General features: G+C 57.8%; 16 protein-coding genes. 3 read left to right on the top strand and 13 right to left on the bottom strand.

The window, feature by feature from the left end; all coding sequences use genetic code 11:
* Positions 1-170: 170 nt before the first annotated feature.
* From ACN0XZ_RS11740 to ACN0XZ_RS11750, 3 genes are read left to right on the top strand one after another with little or no spacing between them, the layout of a single operon-like run.
* Complete coding sequence (locus ACN0XZ_RS11740; protein WP_417457953.1) at positions 171-959, top strand: ImuA family protein; 789 nt, start codon at positions 171-173, stop codon at positions 957-959.
* A complete protein-coding gene (locus ACN0XZ_RS11745; RefSeq protein WP_417457954.1) occupies positions 889-2427 on the top strand; it encodes a Y-family DNA polymerase in 1539 nt (512 codons plus the stop codon). Before ACN0XZ_RS11740 ends, ACN0XZ_RS11745 begins: the two co-directional genes overlap by 71 nt.
* Positions 2428-2436: 9 nt before the next feature.
* The gene (locus ACN0XZ_RS11750) at positions 2437-5748 is read left to right on the top strand and encodes an error-prone DNA polymerase (RefSeq protein ID WP_417457955.1); all 3312 of its coding nucleotides are present in this window, start codon (positions 2437-2439) and stop codon (positions 5746-5748) included.
* A gap of 20 nt (positions 5749-5768) precedes the next feature.
* On the opposite strand, the gene proC is transcribed toward ACN0XZ_RS11750, so the two are convergent.
* The 13 genes from proC to gspD all read right to left on the bottom strand — a co-directional run bounded on the left by proC (position 5769) and on the right by gspD (position 17297).
* On the bottom strand, positions 5769-6644 hold the full coding sequence (proC, locus tag ACN0XZ_RS11755; RefSeq protein WP_417457956.1) for a pyrroline-5-carboxylate reductase: 876 nt from the start codon (positions 6642-6644) through the stop codon (positions 5769-5771).
* Positions 6645-6738: 94 nt separating this feature from the next.
* On the bottom strand, positions 6739-7239 hold the full coding sequence (locus tag ACN0XZ_RS11760) for a hypothetical protein (RefSeq protein ID WP_417457957.1): 501 nt from the start codon (positions 7237-7239) through the stop codon (positions 6739-6741).
* A 12-nt stretch (positions 7240-7251) separates the two neighbouring features.
* Complete coding sequence (gene gspN, locus ACN0XZ_RS11765; RefSeq protein ID WP_417457958.1) at positions 7252-8004, bottom strand: type II secretion system protein N; 753 nt, start codon at positions 8002-8004, stop codon at positions 7252-7254.
* The gene (gene gspM, locus ACN0XZ_RS11770; RefSeq protein ID WP_417457959.1) at positions 8004-8486 is read right to left on the bottom strand and encodes a type II secretion system protein GspM; all 483 of its coding nucleotides are present in this window, start codon (positions 8484-8486) and stop codon (positions 8004-8006) included. The genes gspN and gspM overlap by 1 nt, the downstream gene beginning before the upstream one ends.
* The gene (gene gspL / locus ACN0XZ_RS11775) at positions 8483-9586 is read right to left on the bottom strand and encodes a type II secretion system protein GspL (RefSeq protein ID WP_417457960.1); all 1104 of its coding nucleotides are present in this window, start codon (positions 9584-9586) and stop codon (positions 8483-8485) included. The genes gspM and gspL overlap by 4 nt, the downstream gene beginning before the upstream one ends.
* Positions 9583-10578, bottom strand: a complete 996-nt coding sequence (gene gspK / locus ACN0XZ_RS11780; RefSeq protein WP_417457961.1) for a type II secretion system minor pseudopilin GspK — start codon at positions 10576-10578, stop codon at positions 9583-9585. The genes gspL and gspK overlap by 4 nt, the downstream gene beginning before the upstream one ends.
* The gene (gspJ, locus tag ACN0XZ_RS11785; RefSeq protein ID WP_417457963.1) at positions 10575-11231 is read right to left on the bottom strand and encodes a type II secretion system minor pseudopilin GspJ; all 657 of its coding nucleotides are present in this window, start codon (positions 11229-11231) and stop codon (positions 10575-10577) included. The genes gspK and gspJ overlap by 4 nt, the downstream gene beginning before the upstream one ends.
* A complete protein-coding gene (gspI, locus tag ACN0XZ_RS11790; protein ID WP_417457964.1) occupies positions 11228-11614 on the bottom strand; it encodes a type II secretion system minor pseudopilin GspI in 387 nt (128 codons plus the stop codon). Before gspI ends, gspJ begins: the two co-directional genes overlap by 4 nt.
* Positions 11607-12101: a prepilin-type N-terminal cleavage/methylation domain-containing protein gene (locus tag ACN0XZ_RS11795; RefSeq protein ID WP_417457965.1), complete on the bottom strand. Its 495-nt coding sequence runs from the start codon at positions 12099-12101 to the stop codon at positions 11607-11609. Before ACN0XZ_RS11795 ends, gspI begins: the two co-directional genes overlap by 8 nt.
* A 15-nt stretch (positions 12102-12116) precedes the next feature.
* Positions 12117-12572, bottom strand: coding sequence for a type II secretion system major pseudopilin GspG (gene gspG / locus ACN0XZ_RS11800; RefSeq protein WP_417457966.1), 456 nt, complete (start codon positions 12570-12572; stop codon positions 12117-12119).
* Positions 12573-12584: 12 nt separating this feature from the next.
* Positions 12585-13805 (bottom strand): type II secretion system inner membrane protein GspF, encoded by a 1221-nt coding sequence (gene gspF / locus ACN0XZ_RS11805; RefSeq protein ID WP_417457968.1) that lies wholly within the window; start codon positions 13803-13805, stop codon positions 12585-12587.
* Positions 13792-15288 carry a type II secretion system ATPase GspE gene (gspE, locus tag ACN0XZ_RS11810; RefSeq protein ID WP_417457969.1) on the bottom strand — a complete coding sequence of 499 codons (1497 nt, stop codon included), beginning with the start codon at positions 15286-15288 and terminating at the stop codon, positions 13792-13794. The genes gspF and gspE overlap by 14 nt, the downstream gene beginning before the upstream one ends.
* Positions 15289-15293: 5 nt before the next feature.
* On the bottom strand, positions 15294-17297 hold the full coding sequence (gene gspD, locus ACN0XZ_RS11815; protein ID WP_417457970.1) for a type II secretion system secretin GspD: 2004 nt from the start codon (positions 17295-17297) through the stop codon (positions 15294-15296).
* Between the last annotated feature and the right edge of the window lie 8 nt (positions 17298-17305).

Genomic DNA, 17305 nt, shown 5'->3' on the forward strand with positions numbered 1-17305 from the left:
GGTGATTAAATCGTCACCGCTGTTTCCATCCTTCATTGACTCATGGGGTAAAATATGAGAACAAATAGTGAACAAAAAGAACACCCGAGTCCCGACATATTGAGGTAAATTGCGTGCGGCATGCTGCTGAAAATGATAACCGCCCTACGAGGGGAAATGCCCCCGCCCCCATGCAGGCGGATGACAAAAAGGCGGCTATCCTGCAGCAGCTTCGCCAAACGGTGAATAAACTGGAGGCCCGGCCAGACGCCTATAATCTGGAAGACAAAAAAGCAAAAACTCCGCTCACGTCTGCCTTCCCTGCGGGGTGCCCTCATGAAGTATGGGGCCAAACGCCCGACACCATGACCCCCGCCACGGCTTTTGCCCTTCTGGGCTGTGCAACCGAAAACGACCTCCCCATCTTGTGGGTCACAAGCCGCCGGTTATGCCTTGAGCATGGCCTGCCATACGGGCCCGGCCTTATCGGTTTGGGCATCGACCCAGCCCGCATCATTCTTGTTCGCACCCGCACCCGCACTGAAGCCCTGTGGGCCATTGAAGAAGGCTTAAAGGTCAGCACCCTTGCCGCCGTGATCGGCGAGGTGGAAGATATCGACCTCACGGAAAGCCGCCGCCTTTCGCTTGCAACACGAGAACATATGACCCGCTGTGTTGTGATACTGCGCAGCGAGCGCGCACCCTCAAGCGCCAGCTTCAGCCGCTATCAGGTCTCTTCAAGCCAGAGCGAACCACCGGGCTTGGCACCCTATGCGCCGGGCCAACCCTATGTGGAGGTTGCCCTTGTAAAACACCGTGGCGGCGAACGTCCTTACATCAAAAAAATGGAGTGGTCAGATGCGCCGGATCGTTTCCCTGTGGTTGCCCCATTGGCCGATAGAACGCCACATGAGAGCCCAATCCGCACACCGGATTTCAGGCCAGCAGATACACTCGCAAAACGGTGCGCAACAGGGTGAGGCAGCCAAACCTTTGGTCCTTACAGAGACGGTAGACCAAACACAAAAGGTATATGCCCCTTGCCCCCATGCCTTTGCGCTTGGCCTTAGGGCTGGCATGACGCTGGCGGAGGCCCGCGCCATTCACCCCGCGCTTGCAACCAGCCCCGCCAGCCGGGAAGCCGACGCGGAAAGCCTGCAAAAACTCGCGCGCTTCATGGTGCGCTACAGCCCGCTTGTCAGCACTGATGGCAAGGACGGTTTACTCATCGACGCCACCGGCTGCGCGCACCTCTTTGGCGGGGAAGCCAAGATGCTTGAGAACATGACAAGGCTGCTTCAAAAAGCCGGGATCACCGCTTGCGCTGCCATGGCAGAAACCGTGGGGGCGGCGTGGGCGCTTGCGCGCTACCGGCGCGGTAGCATCACCGACAGCACCACAAGCCTGAAAGCGCTTGAGGGCCTGCCTGTGCGTGCGCTCCGGCTTGATGAAGCCAGCATCACCACGCTCGGGCGATTGGGTCTCAAAACCATCGGCAGCCTTACCTCCCTGCCGCGCGCCTCTCTGGCCAAGCGTTTTCGGGGGAATCCAGCCAAAGCCGTGACGGCCCTTCTGGAAAAGCTGGACCAAACCCTTGGACGCAGGGATGAGCCGATCAGCCCACTGGTCCCCTTGCCTGAATGGCAGGTCCGCCAGGCTTTCATGGAACCCGCGCAGCATCTCGAGATGATAGAGCATGCGCTAACCAGCCTTGCCAAAGACCTTGCCACCGTGTTGATGGAAGCCGGGCGCGGCGCCAAGCGCCTGATATTCAGCGCCTACCGGGTGGATGGCACCGTGGAGGAACGGATAGTAGGCATCAGCAAACCAAGCCGGGATGCGGCGCATTTCATGCGGCTCCTGGATGAGAAAATCAAAGATCTGGAGGCCGGTTTTGGTTTTGACCTCATCATGCTTGCCGCGCTTGAAAGCGAACGTCTGGCCCCTTCGCAAATTGGTGACCTCAGGCAGGAAGAAGCGCAGGCAGCAGCAAAGCTGATGGACAAGCTGGCCGCGCGCCTTGGCCCCGGCTCTGTTGCCAAGCTCAAACATTATGCCAGCCATATGCCGGAACGTGCGCAGCAGATCACCTCCGCCAGTGAAGAGAACCTCGGCTGGGCGGACTATATGGCAAGCAAAAACAGGCGTCCCATGCGCCTTCTGCCGCGACCTGAAGCGGTTGATGTGCTGTCTGCCGTACCTGAAGGCGCGCCGAAATCCTTCCGCTGGCGACGGGTGGACCATAAGGTCGTCAAGGCCGAAGGGCCGGAGCGTATCGCCTGTGAGTGGTGGTTAAACCCGCATGACAACACGCGGGATTATTACCGGGTGGAGGTATCAACTGGTGCGCGTTTCTGGCTGTTTCGGCACGGGCTATACGGTGTACCCGGTGTTCGCCCCGGCGAAAGCCAGCAACCGCACTGGTATGTGCACGGCTTTTTTGCGTGACATAAAACCATGTATGCGGAACTTCAGATCACCAGTAATTTCAGCTTTCTGCGCGGGGCATCCCACCCTGAAGATTTGATGATCAGGGCACATAGCCTTGGCATCAAAGCCGCCGCGGTCACAGACCGCAACACGCTTGCCGGTATTGTGCGCGCACATCAATGCGCAAAAGATTTCAATTTCAACTTCAAATTCATCCCCGCCGTGCGGCTGGATTTGATGCGCGAGACAACAACGAGCCCAGAGGCAGACGCCACGCCAGACGGCATCTCCCTGCTGGCCTACCCGACGGACCGCGCAGCTTACGCCCGGTTAACCGAGCTTTTAACCACCGGCAACCGGCGGGCTGACAAGGCCTGTTGCCACCTGTGGCTTGATGATGTCTGTGCTTTCTCAACAGGTATGATTTTCGCGCTGCTGCCAGAAACTGTGCCGGTGGCCGAGCCAAAACATGACCTGGCGACCTTCATCCCGCACCTGAAGGAACGGCTGGCAGCCCCGCTCTATCTGACAGCAAACCACAGCTACCGTGGGCAAGATAATGAGCGCATTGCATGGCTTGACCATATCGCCACCCACACAGGCGTTAAGCTGCTGGCCACAGGTGATGTGCATTATGACACGCCGGAACGCCGCATCATGGCCGATGTGCTTACATGCGTGCGGGAACATCAGCGTATTGACAGCGCCGGATATCTGACAGACGCAAACGCGGAACGTTTCCTAAAGCCGCCACACGAGATGGCCCGTCTTTTTGAAGGATACGAGCATGCACTCAACCACACGCTCGAGATTGCCGAAGCCTGCACATTTTCGCTGAATGAGCTTATGTATAATTACCCGCTTGAGCAGACGCCGGAGGGGATAACCCCCCAACAACATCTGGAAAACTTGTCCCGGGCGGGGCTGCTGAAACGCTATGAAACATCGCCCAAAGATACACAGGCGCGCGCCCATGAAACGCTGGAGCGTGAGCTTGCCATCGTCGCCACCAAAGACTATGCCCCTTATTTCCTGACCGTGCATGACATTGTCACCTATGCCCGGTCGCAGAAAATTCTCTGCCAGGGCCGAGGCTCGGCTGCCAACTCCATCATCTGTTATGCGCTTTGCATCACCGACGTGGACCCCATCGCCATGGACCTGTTGTTTGAGCGTTTTGTCTCTGAAGCCCGCTCAGAACCACCAGACATTGATGTGGATTTTGAGCATGAACGCCGGGAAGAAGTAATCCAGCATATTTACAAAAAATACGGCCGTCACCGTGCGGGCCTTGCCGCCACTACCATAACTTACCGCATGCGTAGCGCCGTGCGGGATGTGGGCAAGGTGATGGGCATATCGGAAGATACGATTGCAGCGCTCACGGGGACCGTCTGGGGCTCATACGGCAAGGAAATACCGGATGAGCGTGTGATTGAAGCGGGTTTTGATCCTAATGATACTCGCCTCAGGCAAACGCTGAACATCGCGCATGAACTTATCGGCTTTCCCCGTCACCTTTCCCAGCATGTTGGGGGCTTTGTGCTCACGGAGAGCCCGCTTCATGAGATTGTTCCCATCCAGAATGCTGCGATGGAGGACCGCACGGTGATCGAGTGGAACAAGGATGACCTTGACGCCCTCAATATCCTGAAAGTGGATGTCCTCTCGCTTGGCATGCTCACCTGCATCCGCAAGTCGTTTGAAATGCTCAATACCCATTATGGTGTGGCGCTCACGCTGCATGATATCCCGCAGGATGACAGGGCCACTTATGAGATGACGCACAAGGCAGACACCATTGGTGTTTTCCAGATTGAAAGCCGCGCGCAGATGAGCATGCTGCCCCGGCTCAAGCCCAATAAGTTTTATGACCTTGTTGTACAGGTCGCGATTGTGCGGCCCGGCCCAATCCAGGGCAATATGGTGCACCCGTACCTCAGGCGCAGGCAGGAGCTTGAACCGGTGGAATTTCCAAGCCCCGCACCTGAGCACGGTGACCCAAACGAGCTTAGGGACATACTGGCCAAAACCTACGGCATTCCGCTTTTTCAGGAACAAGCCATGAAGATTGCCATTATCGGCGCCAAGTTCACCCCGCTTGAGGCAGACCAGTTCCGGCGGGCGATGGCGTCGTTTCGTAACGTCGGCACAATCCATAAATTTGAGCAGAAATTCATCACTGGCATGCTCAGCCGTGGCTACACACCGGAGTTCACCGAGCGCTGCTTCAACCAGATCAAGGGGTTCGCGGACTATGGCTTCCCTGAAAGCCACGCTGCGGCTTTTGCCTTGCTGGCTTATGCTTCCGCATGGCTCAAGTGTCACTATCCGGCTGTGTTTGCCTGCACGCTTCTCAACTCTCAACCCATGGGGTTTTACGCACCTGCGCAAATTGTGCGTGATGCCCGCGAGCATGGGGTGGAGGTCCGCCCCGCAGACATCAACCTCAGCAACTGGGATTGCACTCTGGAGCCAGCACCAGACAGCAAATGGAAGTTCGCGTTACGGCTGGGCCTGCGCCAGATAAAAGGCGTGCATAAAGAAACTGCCCTCACTATTGAAGGCTGTCGCCTTCGCCCATTCACGGATGTGGAAGACCTGCACAGTCGTACCCGTCTGCCGGTTGCACAAATTGAAAAACTGGCGGAGGCTGACGCCTTTCGTTCCTGCAGCCTCGACCGGCGCGCGGCGCTCTGGCAGGTACGCGCGCTTAATGACACTCCTAACCTGCCGCTTTTCACCCACGCCGATGCCAGCGACCGCGGTGTGGAACAGAAGGCCCATCTGCCCGAAATGTCGCTATCCGAGCATGTGGTAAACGACTATCAGACGCTCCGGCTCTCTCTGAAGGCGCACCCGCTCTCGTTCTTGCGCACCCTTTTTGATGAAGAGGGAGCCATACACTGCGCAGACCTTGCCAAACAGAAAGATGGCGCCCTGGTGTCCGCCGCGGGTCTCGTGCTGGTACGCCAGCGCCCCGGCAGCGCCAAAGGCGTGCTTTTCATGACCATTGAGGATGAAAGCGGGGTCGCCAATATCGTTGTGTGGGCGAAAGTTTTTGAAAAAGCCCGGGCCGCTGTGATGGGTAGCCGTTTGTTGCTGGTGCGCGGCAGGGTACAAAACCAGAGCGGTGTTATTCACCTTGTCGCAAATGAGCTGGAGGACAGGTCCGTTGAGCTGCTGCGGCTTTCTGAAGACAAGATGAAACTGCCCACAATGGGCGCGGATGAAGCCTTGCGCCCCACGGCGGGAGATCAGCGCCTGCCAAGCTACCGATATCCCGGCCACCCGCGAAACGTGAAAGGACTGGTACCCAAAAGCAGGGATTTCCATTAACGGTCACACCTTAAGGCGTCCTAAGACCCCGCAAGCTCCGCCGCCCGCCGCCATGCTTTACGGATCGCCTGCTCGATGAGCGGCCCAAAACCACTGGACATCAAGCTGCCAATCGCCTGTTCGGTCGTTCCGTTCGGCGAGGTTACCCGGCGCCGGAGCGTTTCCGGGCCTTCATCAGATGAAACCGCCAGTTCCGCCGCGCCAAGGGCTGTTTGAAGCGTAAGCGCCCGCGCCACGTCGCGGTCAAGTCCAAGGCGCTCCCCCGTTTTGATCATCTCTTCCATCAGCAGGAAAAAATAGGCGGGGCCCGTGCCAGAAAGCGCGGTCACCGTATCAAGATCAGCTTCCTTTTCAAGCGGCACACAAATACCAACAGCTGACATCAAGGCCACTGCCGTGCTCAGGTGCGCGTCGCTCACGTTTTTATTGGCATAAAGCCCTGTCGCGCCAGAGCCAACAAGTGCGGGCGTATTGGGCATGGTGCGTACAATAGATGCCTCAGAACCCAGTATTTTCTCGAACACTTTCAGTGGCTTGCCTGCCACCACAGATATGAACAGCCTGTCTTTGATGGCCTTCGCTGCCGCAATTTCTTCAAGCACAGAGCCAAGCACATCGGGCTTAACCGCCAACACCACCACCAGGGCTTCGGACACAGCCTCGGCCACACTGTCCGTCGTGTGCACACCAAATTTTTCTGAAAGCTGCAGGCGCCGCCCAACACCGGGGTTCGCGACAATAATATCGTCCGCAGGGAAATCTTGCGCCACCAGGCCACCAATGATGGCAGACGCCATGTTGCCCCCACCTATAAATGCAATGGTAGGCCCCCGACCAAGATCACCGTCATGGTCTGTTACAAGGTCGCTTACCAGATCGGTAACAAGGTCACTCATCCCACCGGCTCCGTTAAGAGGGCTGCGCTAATCCCCCTTTAACGACTGCATCGCAGGGTGACAAGCCCAAGCGGACCATAGGGTGGATTTTGCCTTACTTGCAGCCGATAGCGCCTGCAGCAGGAAGCGCGGCAGACCAGCCATCAGCCCGGTCAATTGAGATAATGCCTGAGGGCACCTTAAGCCCCCCTTGCATGGATTGGTCCATCACCACCTGCATGCGCAGGTTGACCGTCATACCGTCTGCCGTGAAGCCTTGGCGCTCAAAGAAGGACATACCAATGGGGCCTGACATCTCAACACGTGCAAGCGCAAGCGGTGCGCCATCAATGATCATCTGTGCGGTTTCAGATTTGGACCGCTGGAAAAAGATCAGCGGTGCATCATCTCGTTTGAGCCAGAGGAAAAGGCCGCATTCCCCCGTCGAGAGCGACTGTGCCGGAAGCGCGCTGATGTGCGATAAAACTTCGTCAGCGCCAAGGCGCGGCATTGAGGTGGCATCCACCGTGTTTTGACGCGCAACCGGCCCTGTGCCATTACCCGCACACGCCGCCAGCATTAACGCCATTCCAACAACAACCAACCGCACCATCATAAACAATCTATCCTAAAACGAGAGTGGCGCTTCAATGCGCCCAACCCACTTGCCGCCCTTTTGACGCTGCAGTCCAGCAAAGTTCAACATGGTTTGCAAGGCTTCTTGGCTGTCACCCCCTGATTTCGGTGTCAGCGTCACATCAGCAACCACCCGCCCTTGGCGGGAGAGCTTAAAAGTAACATCAAGAGCAACCGCCGTGTTTTCCCCTGTTAGATTGGCACTTACTTGGCCATCCGCACACTGCCCTGTGCCCGCAAGGATCAGATCACCGCCCCCAAGAGCGCTAACGGCTGTGCTGAACATATCCGTGCGCATATCGAAGTTACCATCAACACAGCCCTGACCCGCATCAAGCGTCAGCGACTGCGCGGTAAGCGCCACATCGCCAGAAAGGGGCCAGCCCTTTGCTGTGAGCGCAAGTGGCGTTATAAGGGATGCGTCCTCAAGCAGAATCTGTGTATCCGACAAGGCCGTCACATCAGCGCGGCCGCTGCGCCCCATGTCGCTCAATACTACAGAACCATGCAGATTACCCAGCAGGAGCGCATCAAGTTCTGGCTCAATGGTTACTGTACCAAGAGGGAAACCACCCACTTCTACGCCTTCAAGGCGTACGTGCGAGAGCCCGCCTTCTATGCGCTCATAACGGATATACTGATCAAGACCCGCCCAACCAGCCATGGCCCGCGCGGGCATAAGCGCAAAAAGAAGCACCGCAAAAGCCACCAAAAATATGGCGAAAAGCTGTTTGACGCTGAGCATTACCGGGCCTCTTCAAACTGAAGCTGGGCACGAAGCCGCCCGCTGGTGCCGGATTTCTGCAGCGATACTTTCACAGGTGTGATTTGCCGTTCCTGTGCGAGGGTCGTCACCCAGCGGTAAAAGGCGGCTGAGCCAACATCATCCGCCCAGATGGTAAGAAGACCGTCATCGCTTGGTTGAATACGGCTGATGGAAACACCGGCAGACCGCGCCGCCAGCGCAACTGCCACACGGAGAGGCTCACCACTTCCGACCGTCTTGTTGCTGTTATCTGCCGCGCGCAACTGCTTCACCTCTGCCGCGGCATCCGCGACAAGTTTATGAAGCTCTTGGGCCGCCGCCAAATCCCGCGCGGCGCTGGCACGCTGGTGCTCCAGTGGCCTTATGATCAGCAACCAGCCAAAAACCAGTAGCGCGAGCACACCGCACCCGAGCAACAGCCCCCGCTCCCGATCACTCAGGCCTGCCCAATAGTCCTTCATGACAAACTCCTCAGTGTAAGGTCTGTGACAATGCGCGCGCCTTCCTGTCGGCTGCCACCTTCGCTCACCTGCACACCTTGGCGAGACAAGCTTTTCTTGAAGGCCTCACCGTCCGCAAAAGACGCAAAGGAAATGGACACCGCCAATTCGCCCCGTGCATTATCAAACCGCAGGCCTTCAATAAGCGTACCTTCCGCGCCGTTTGCTTCCGTGAACAGCAGATCAGAGAGCTTGAGAAACTCCCCGCCGCTCTTCTGCCGCAGCTTTAATACTTCCTGCCATGCCTGAGCCCGCATATTGGCAATGCGGCTGACCTCAGGGAAACTGGCTTTAAATAACGCCTCCGTCTCAGCATATAGCGCGTCTGCGGCTGCGCTATCGCGCGCAGTTTGATAGTACTGCAAGCCGACATACACACTGAAGGCCAATAGGGTCAGCATTGCGGCACGACGGAAAAAGAACAGCAGCGCACCCAGGTCCGTGCGCCCTGCAAACGCGCCCTGGCGCAGGTTGAAGCTCGTGTCTGCCGCGCGCGCAAGAACGGCTTTCCAGCCACTTAAACTAATAGCTGCGGCCTCAGTGCCGCCCAACATGTGGGCTGCTAGGTCAGCCTCAACAGCAAAGCCCGCGCCGGAGGGCAGGCGCGCCCGCACAAGCCCGTCAGGTGCCTTGACGGCAACCACCTGCTCCTCGCCGGGCAACAACATATAATCCGGCACAATACAGGCCGCATCCAGCCCAAGCCCCTCAAGGGTCGAAAGCACCGCTTGCATATAGTCGTTCGACACTGCCGCAATAAGCGCTTCCTCACCCTCACCCGGCCACACCGCAAAGTGATTATCCGCGCTGCTGCGTGCGAGCTTTTCATCCGCAAGACCCGGCACGATTTTGAGGAGTTTTGCCGTCGGCAGTTTCGGAAGGGGCATAGACCAGGACGAGACAGCCGTGCCACATATCACGGCAACCACACCCTCAGCCTTCAGGCCAGCGACATCATCAGCGCTTATATCCCGCAGCCACTGTCCGTCAGGGCTCACGAGGCCTGCTGCTTTCACTGAAAGTGCATCCACACTTAGTTCTATTAGGAGAGTATCGCTCAAAAGATTATTCCAAACCCGCGGGCCGCAACCGTGGCTTTGCCATTCCCCCCAACAAGGAGGTGAGAGACAAGCTCGACCCGCGCATCATGATATTGAACCGAAATTTTTGCATCAAAGGCTTGTGGTTTCACCCCCACACGGGCCCGCACGCTTTGCTCAAGTGCCATGCCCTCAAATGCGCGTTCCGCCCAGAAGCTCGCATTGTCTGCGTAACCACCTGCTGGCCGCTCTGCGATCATGCGCCGTGCGGCGCCTATATCCAAGCCTGTGCCAACAAGTGCGACCAGAAGCGGCGCATTTTCCGGCGTCAGGGTGTTGGCGTTCAGAAGTACAGGCTCTGTCGTGGGCCGCGCGCAAAGCTGTGGCTCGACAAGCGCGCGCACCTCCGCCTCATAGCCTTTTATGAGCCGAAGTTCACTGATATCCGCGAGCAAGGTGTTGGCTGCCCTATAGGCGGGCGTGAGGGCCGCATAGTCATAGTCCTCCGCGCCCATCGGCCCTGGCCTGCTGTCACTGTCGATCCAGTCTGTCAGCGTTGCGGTCAGCCGCTCCGCCTCAAAGGCGGAAAGGCCGAGTGCTACCAGAAGCCGACCATAGCGCGCGCCTGCCTGTTCATTCGCGACGAGCCTGCCGCCCGTTGCCGTTACCAAACTGTTCACGTTGAAACAGTTGCTGGTATCCTCAATGAAACCTTCAATCACGCCGCCATCGATCGGATAGCTGATAGCACGGCCACGCCCGCCGCCAGAAAGCGCCATCAGCTTGGCGTCCGCCCGGTGCATTTCTTCCGCTGCCAGCTTGGCCATCACCTCACCGCCCAGCGCATACTCCCGCGCTTGTTGGTGCATTTTTATCGCCGTGGTACGTTTGATCGTGAAGCCAAGATTTTCAAACGATGCAACCGCCCCCACACTCATAACTGAGACAAGAAGCAACACGGTTACGAGCGCCGCCCCCTTATCGTGCCGCATGTGGTGGAAAAGACGCTTCATGACCCAGCCCCTACGGCATAGAGGCGCTTAAGCGTGCCCCGGCCTTCAATCTCAAGGCTTACTTCCACAACACCCGGCATATTGTTCGGTTGCCCGGCGCGGCCATACCAATCCATCACCCAGGTGTCGCTGCTGCGGAAACGCACTTCGGCTGATGTAACGCCGCGCATCACCACGCGCTCAGCCACCGGTGTTGTTGCGGTCGCATCTGGCCGCGCGTAAGCCCGGCGCACCAACGCGCCATCCTTGAGCACATATTCAACCCGCTGCACAGCCGGTGCCGTGTCCGACACCAGCGCCGCCATATGACCGCCACGTACAAATGCCAGCAACGGCACGATGCCATCCTCCCGCACGCCAAGCTGATCACCCCGCAAGCCACCCGCAAACACGGGCAGCACGGCACTGGATGCATCGCGGCTCGCACGCGGCAACGCATGCTCGAGATCCGCCCGCAACAGGGACGAGCTGATCTGCATATCCGCAATAAAATCGTCTGCGGTCGCCAGCGCCTGTTGCCCGCTGTTGAAGCTGATCAGGATAGCGACACCCGCCGCGCTCACACTCGCAAAAATCAGCATGGCAACCATGGTCTCAACGAGGGAGAAACCAGCGTCAGCACCGGTGTATTTCCGTACCAAGCCCGCCATCATTCCGCCCTCCTGAACCCGGTGAGCGTGGCGACGGGTGCCTCAGAGTTCTCAAGGCTTACAACAATATTGAGCGCGAGCATGTCACTGCCGGAGATCACCCTGACCTCCTCCCGCCAGCGAAAGGTTACGCCGAGCTGTTCTTCCTCACCCGTTTTGCTGCCTGCGCGCGGTGCCACATCCTGGGTTTTGAGAAGTGCGAGGCGGTTTTCCGCAACAGTGGCAGCCAGCGCCTGCACTTGCACACGGCTCGTCATGCGTGCACCACCCGCTTGATGTTCGATCATGGTAACAGCCGCGAGCGAAAGCACCGCCACAGCCACGAGAAGCTCCAATAGGGAAAACCCTGCGTCCGCACGTGCCGCATATTGTGGAAGCCTAGTCATCGGCGCTGACCTCAAAGCTGCCGTTCCCCACGCTTTTTACATGGCCCTGCCTGCCATCCACCATCAGCGTGATATCAAACGCAGCCACTTCCCCGGTAGGCAGCAGCCACACATGTGGCCGTATGGCATCTCGCCTCAATTCACGCCCAAGCTTCTGGCCATCTACGGTGACGCTGGTGAGCGATACGTTCTCCCACATGCCCCCCTGTCCAACCATTGAGGGCCGCGCCTGCCACACGCCGCCTTCAAGCACAAAGGGCGTAAAGCCGCGTTCCTCAAACCGCACCCCGAGGGGACGACCATTTGCAATCGCGCTGCGCGACAGGGCAGTCAGATATGTTTTTGTGCGCTCCAGGTCATCTTCAAGCCGCGTATCGCGTGACGGCATCATAAAAACGACAGCACCCGCCATCAAGCCCATGATGGCCATCACCACCATCAGCTCAACAAGCGAGAAGCCATCATCTTTTTGAAGCACGCGGTTCATGGCTGGTTACTGCTCTCAGGATTCCCAGTTGCCGATATCCGCGCTCAGGCCCTCACCGCCCAAACGACCGTCAGCACCAAACGAATAGATATCAAACGCACCATGCTCGCCAGGCACCAGATACTGGTATGCGTTACCCCATGGGTCTTTTGGCAGGGTTTTGATGTACCCTTCGCTGCGCATTGCGGCACCCTTTGGTGCTTTCATCAGCGCTTCAACACCGTCTTCAAGGCTCGGGTATTTCAGAGTGTCCATGCGGTACATCTCAACCGCCTGCTCAAGCAAGCGGATATCCGCCCGCGCCTTTTCTACCATTGCACGATCCTGGCTTGGCAGCACATTCACCACCACCACAGTGGTCAGAAGGCCGATAATCACGATCACCACCATCAGCTCGATAAGCGAGAAACCTTCATCGCGTCTGCTTTCAGCAGCCAGTGTTTTAAGCCAGTTTTTAAAGCGCATTTTCATCGCTCTTCTCCATCAAGAAAGGACCAAGCTGTTGAGCTTGAGGATGGGCAGCATGATCGAGAGCACGATGGCCCCAACGATACCGCCCATAAAAATTACGATCAGGGGTTCAAGAAGGCTGAGCGCGGTTTTGGTGAAACCGTCAAACTCCGCATCCAGATAGTCGGCCACCCGGTGCAACATATGCGGCAGTTGCCCGCTTTTCTCTCCTGCCGCCACCATATAGGCGAGCATGGCTGGGAACTCTCCCGCCTGCTTGAGCGCGGCAGATGTGCCCATGCCTTCGCGTATCTGGGTAATAGCGCCGTCAAGCGCGCGGCGCATGCGGTCGTTCCGCACGGTCTCCCGCGCGGCCATCAGGCTTTCGAGCACCGGGCTGCCGCCCGCTACCAACGTGCCCAGCGCCCGGGCGAACCGCGCAGCATTCACGGCACGAACAAGCCGCCCAATAACGGGGGTTTTCAGAAGTACTGAATGCACCGAAAACCGAAAGGTGGGCAGGCGAAGCGCGCTAATAAAAGCAAAGACCGCGAGCCCAAGCCCCCCAAATAGCCAGACGCCATAAGCCACCAGAAAATCAGAAACACCTACCACAATCTGGGTGAGGAGTGGCAGGTCAGAGCCAAAGCTTTCAAACTGGCTCACCACTTTGGGCACAACAAAGATCATCAGCGCGGTGACCACGCACACTGCAACAACCGCAAGCACGATGGGATATATCAGCGCGGACTGCACCTTTGACCGTGTTTCCTGCGATTTCTCCCGATGCTCCGCCACATTTTCGAGCACACGGGCGAGATCACCAGACGCCTCCCCAGCCGCGACCATAGCCCGGTAGAGGTTGTCAAAACTGCCAGCCTCATCGGCCATGGCCTGACTGAGCCTGCGGCCTTCCATCACGCTTGAGCGCACGCGGGTCAGCACACGGCGGGGCGCCGGTTTTTCTGCCTGTGACGCGATGGCGCCAAGTGCTTCTTCCACGGTTGAGCCTGCGCTCAGCATCGTCGCCAACTGACGGGTGATCAACGCTAGATCGCGTCCACCAATCACCTCATGCTGTGAGAAAAGCGCCTTCTTACGGGCAGCTTTCTTTTGCGACGCTGGTGAAAGCGCTGTTGCAAAAAGCGCGTTGGCTTTCAGACGCTCGCGTGCTTCGCGCTCGTTTGAGGCAGAGATAACACCGCTTTTTGCCTTGCCGCGGCTATCAAGCGCTTCATACTCAAACGCCAGCATCGGATGCCCCCTGCACACGGGAAACCCGCATCACTTCCTGCGCAGTTGTCAGGCCCTGAAGCACAAGGTCTTGCCCGCTGGTGGCCAGCGTTTTGGCCTTCCTGAAAGCATGAGCTTCAATATCCTGCTCCGCCGCGCCTTCCTGCACCATACGGCGCAGGGTTTCATCCATACGGACAAGCTCATAAATGCCAATGCGGCCCTTGAAGCCCTTGCCGCCGCAGTCAGGGCAACCAACAGGCTCGAAGAAAGTTGCTTCAACCTTCTTTTTGATACCCAGCTCTTTACGGATAAACGCTTCATCTGCCGCTGGTTTTTTACAGCTCGGGCAGAGACGACGCACCAGGCGCTGCGCCAGAATGGCCTTGACGGTTGAGGACAGAAGGAACGGTTCCACCCCCATGTCGCGGAGCCGGGTGATCGCCGCCACCGCGCTGTTGGTATGCACCGTTGAGAGCACAAGGTGGCCGGTAAGCGAGGCCTGAATGGCCATCTCCGCCGTTTCCATATCGCGGATTTCACCCACCATCACCACGTCCGGGTCTTGCCGGAGGATAGCGCGCAGGCCGTTCGCAAACGTCATGCCCACCTTGGCGTTCACCTGCGTCTGGCTTACGCCTTCAAGCGCATATTCAACCGGGTCTTCCACCGTCATGATATTGCGGGACTGGTCGTTAAGAAGCGTGAGGCCCGCATAAAGCGTGGTAGTTTTACCGGAGCCCGTTGGCCCGGTGACAAGGATAATGCCGTTAGGTTCCGCCAGCGCATCAACAAGGCCGTCATGCACCGCGCGTTGCATGCCAAGGTCCTCAAGGCTCAGATGCGCCTGAGACGTATCAAGAAGGCGCAGCACCACACGTTCCCCATGCCGGGACGGCAGCGTTGAGACCCGCACATCGAAGGTGCGATCCCCAAGGGTGAGGGAAAGCCTGCCGTCCTGCGGGATGCGTTTTTCAGCGATATCGAGCCGCGCCATCACCTTGATGCGTGAAACGATATAGGGCGCGAGCCGCGCGGACAGGCTGGCGACCTCCGCGAGCACACCGTCAATACGAAGGCGCACCGAAAGTTTGTTTTCAAACGGCTCGAGGTGCACGTCTGACGCTTTGGTTTTCACAGCCTCAGCCATCATGCCATTGATCAGGCGGATAACCGGCGCGTCGTCATCATTGGCAAGCAGATCAGCCGCCTTCGGCATGCCTTCAAGCGCACTATCAAGGCTTTCAACCGGCAGGTCATCTTCCGCGTGCGCGCCAATGCCGTCCGCCGCATATAGGTTGGAGAGAAGGCCGTCAAAGTCCTGCGCTGACTTATGCTCAAGTGCAATAGGGCATGCAAGCACACGGCGCACCTCAGCCAGCATCAGGCTGTCCGCACCATCACGCATGGCAACGGTTGCTGTGCCCCCGCCCGCCTGCACAAGCGCAAAGCCGTGCTCACGGGCGAAACTGTATTTCAGGACTGGATCAACTCGTTCCGTCATCGCACTTATTCCGGGCTGCCTTCGTCAAAGATGGGAAGCGGTGCATTGATAGGCGCGGGCGCATTGCCGCCCATGACTTCATTCACCAGCTGGTCGATCGGCATCTGGGATTTCACCCCGGCCTGTTTCGTGCGGATATAGTCATACTTGCGGGCTGTAACCGCGCTCATATCCTCGCTGCCGCGCAAAATGGTGGGGCGAAGGAAAATCATCAGGTTGGTTTTGGATGCGTTTTTCTTGTCTGAGCGGAAGGCCCGACCGAGAAGTGGGATATCCCCCAGAAACGGTACTTTATCGACCGATGTCGTTTCGTTCTGCTGGATAAGGCCACCAAGTACAACGATCTCGCCGTCCTTGACCCGCACCGTTGTCTGGATCTCACGCTTGTTGGTGATGAGGTCTGTGGACTGATTGTTGATAGGCCCCGCAACGGATGAGATCTCCTGCCGGATCGCGAGGCGAATCTCATCCCCCTCGTTCACCTGTGGGGTCACCTCAAGCTGGATGCCGACGTTTTTACGGTCCACCGTGCGGAAGGGGTTTGAGTTGGCGCTGCCGAGCGCCTCCCCCGTTGTAATCGGGATTTCCTGACCAGAGAGGAAGCTTGCCGGTTCGTTATCCATCGTTACAATCGAGGGTGTAGAGAGGATATTGCTGCCTGTATCGGTCGCGAGCGCGTTGAGGATCACACCAAACACCCCACCGCCCTTGGTGCGCCCGCCAACCCCGAGGCCAAAACCGTTGAAGCCAAGCAGGCTGTCTACCGCCGCAGCTTTGAGGAGGTCAGATGTGGATGAAGAAGATGAACTATCATCGTCATCATCACCGGATGAGCCGTTTTTGCCGTCCACAACAAGTGCACCGGTTACCGCCAGAACATTGGGCGCAGTGTTTGAATAGTTGGCAACAGTGAACGGAATGCCGTCCTTGTCGCCACCCGCCAGAACATATTGAACGCCGAGGTTTTTCGCCGCCCCTTCAGACACTTCAACCACAATCGCTTCCACCAGCACCTGCGCCCGTGGCAGGTCCAACATACGGATAACACTGGTGATTTTCTGCTGCATCTCAGGGGCTGCGTTCACGATGATCGCGTTAGCCCCTGCGTAAGCTGAGACCGTCACCTCGCCCACCGCCTGCGCCTTTCCCTCGGTTTTCTTGATCGAGTTGGTGATGGTTTCCAGCATAGGCAGAAGCTTGTCTGCGTTCGCATGCTTCAGGTAAATCACCCGCAAATCACCGCGTGAGGCATTGTTTTTATCGAGATCGCGGATCACCGGCAGGAACATCTCGATCACTTCCGCCTGCCCCTTGAGGATCAGCGTATTGCTGCTCTCAAGCGGGATAACAGACAGGTTCTGATAGGTGTTATCTTCAAAACCCGGTTGGGCTGAAAGCGAGAGTGTGATCTCCGCCATCTCGGTCGCGGATGTATTTTCAAGCGACAGCGTACGGATGACGGACTTGTCCATGTCCATGCTTTTAATAAGCTTTTCGATACGCTCAAGGTTGTCAGCATAGTCGGTCACGATGATATGCGGCATACCGCGGCGCGCAAAGGTGCGGCCATTTTTAAACACAAAAGGTTTGGCTGCGGCCTGCACAGCCAATGGGTCCGCGAACTTGAGCGTGAACACCTTGGTGATCATCAGATCGCCCACGCGGTCTTCCCCCACAGGGCCCGCTTCCTGCGCCACCTGATCATCGGGGATGATCTTCAGCGCGCCCGAGGAGGTCGTTACGACAGCGAAACCACCCACGCGCAGCGCGGATAAGAAGGTCTGGAACACCCCTTCGCTTGAGACAGGCTCAGAGGACACCACATTCACCTGGCCCCGCACGCGAGGGTCGATAATGAAGGTGCGGCCGGTCAGCGCTGCGATATCGTCGATAAACACACGGATGTCAGCGTCACGATAGTTCAGCACGTGATCCTGTGCGTACGCGGGAAGCCCCGCAAGCATAAGCACTGATACCAAAAGGATATTTCTGAAAATTCTCTGCATCATGACCAATT

Origin of the sequence: Kordiimonas sp., from assembly GCF_048264555.1 — a bacterium.
Taxonomy (GTDB): Bacteria; Pseudomonadota; Alphaproteobacteria; order Sphingomonadales; family Kordiimonadaceae; genus Kordiimonas.

Coding starts and splice junctions, on each gene's coding strand:
- ACN0XZ_RS11740 (WP_417457953.1), top strand. CDS start 171: ATGCAGGCGGATGACAAAAAGGCGGCTATCCTGCAGCAGCTTCGCCAA.
- ACN0XZ_RS11745 (WP_417457954.1), top strand. CDS start 889: ATGAGAGCCCAATCCGCACACCGGATTTCAGGCCAGCAGATACACTCG.
- ACN0XZ_RS11750 (WP_417457955.1), top strand. CDS start 2,437: ATGTATGCGGAACTTCAGATCACCAGTAATTTCAGCTTTCTGCGCGGG.
- proC (WP_417457956.1), bottom strand. CDS start 6,644: ATGAGTGACCTTGTTACCGATCTGGTAAGCGACCTTGTAACAGACCAT.
- ACN0XZ_RS11760 (WP_417457957.1), bottom strand. CDS start 7,239: ATGATGGTGCGGTTGGTTGTTGTTGGAATGGCGTTAATGCTGGCGGCG.
- gspN (WP_417457958.1), bottom strand. CDS start 8,004: ATGCTCAGCGTCAAACAGCTTTTCGCCATATTTTTGGTGGCTTTTGCG.
- gspM (WP_417457959.1), bottom strand. CDS start 8,486: ATGAAGGACTATTGGGCAGGCCTGAGTGATCGGGAGCGGGGGCTGTTG.
- gspK (WP_417457961.1), bottom strand. CDS start 10,578: ATGAAGCGTCTTTTCCACCACATGCGGCACGATAAGGGGGCGGCGCTC.
- gspJ (WP_417457963.1), bottom strand. CDS start 11,231: ATGATGGCGGGCTTGGTACGGAAATACACCGGTGCTGACGCTGGTTTC.
- gspI (WP_417457964.1), bottom strand. CDS start 11,614: ATGACTAGGCTTCCACAATATGCGGCACGTGCGGACGCAGGGTTTTCC.
- ACN0XZ_RS11795 (WP_417457965.1), bottom strand. CDS start 12,101: ATGAACCGCGTGCTTCAAAAAGATGATGGCTTCTCGCTTGTTGAGCTG.
- gspG (WP_417457966.1), bottom strand. CDS start 12,572: ATGAAAATGCGCTTTAAAAACTGGCTTAAAACACTGGCTGCTGAAAGC.
- gspF (WP_417457968.1), bottom strand. CDS start 13,805: ATGCTGGCGTTTGAGTATGAAGCGCTTGATAGCCGCGGCAAGGCAAAA.
- gspE (WP_417457969.1), bottom strand. CDS start 15,288: ATGACGGAACGAGTTGATCCAGTCCTGAAATACAGTTTCGCCCGTGAG.
- gspD (WP_417457970.1), bottom strand. CDS start 17,297: ATGATGCAGAGAATTTTCAGAAATATCCTTTTGGTATCAGTGCTTATG.